The following is a 765-nucleotide window of genomic DNA, read 5'->3' as shown; positions in this document are numbered from 1 at the left end:
GAGGTAAAACTCACTGGAGGACCGAACCAGGGCACGTTGAAAAGTGCTTGGATGACTTGTGGGTAGCGGAGAAATTCCAAACGAACTTGGAGATAGCTGGTTCTCTCCGAAATAGCTTTAGGGCTAGCGTCGATGTTAAGTCTCTTGGAGGTAGAGCACTGTTTGGGTGAGGGGTCCATCCCGGATTACCAATCTCAGATAAACTCCGAATGCCAACGAGATATAATCGGCAGTCAGACTGCGAGTGCTAAGATCCGTAGTCGAAAGGGAAACAGCCCAGACCACCAGCTAAGGTCCCAAAATATATGTTAAGTGGAAAAGGATGTGGGGTTGCACAGACAACTAGGATGTTAGCTTAGAAGCAGCTATTCATTCAAAGAGTGCGTAATAGCTCACTAGTCGAGTGACCCTGCGCCGAAAATGTACCGGGGCTAAAACATATTACCGAAGCTGTGGATACCTTTATAGGTATGGTAGGAGAGCGTTCTATGTGCGAAGAAGGTGTACCGTGAGGAGTGCTGGAGCGCATAGAAGTGAGAATGCCGGTATGAGTAGCGAAAGACAGGTGAGAATCCTGTCCACCGTAAGACTAAGGTTTCCAGGGGAAGGCTCGTCCGCCCTGGGTTAGTCGGGACCTAAGGAGAGACCGAAAGGTGTATCCGATGGACAACAGGTTGATATTCCTGTACTAGAGTATATAGTGATGGAGGGACGCAGTAGGCTAACTAAACCAGACGATTGGAAGTGTCTGGCCAAGCAGTGAGG

The 765-nt window shown here is 49.0% G+C and carries 1 rRNA gene; it reads left to right on the top strand.

Annotated features, from left to right (window positions below):
• Positions 1-765: ribosomal RNA gene (locus HMPREF3112_RS03260) — 23S ribosomal RNA — on the top strand; the annotation flags it as partial.

It is taken from the genome of Streptococcus sp. HMSC10E12 (assembly GCF_001807855.1).
In the GTDB taxonomy this organism is placed as follows: Bacteria; Bacillota; Bacilli; order Lactobacillales; family Streptococcaceae; genus Streptococcus; species Streptococcus salivarius.
This window is presented reverse-complemented; position numbering and strand designations above follow the sequence as displayed.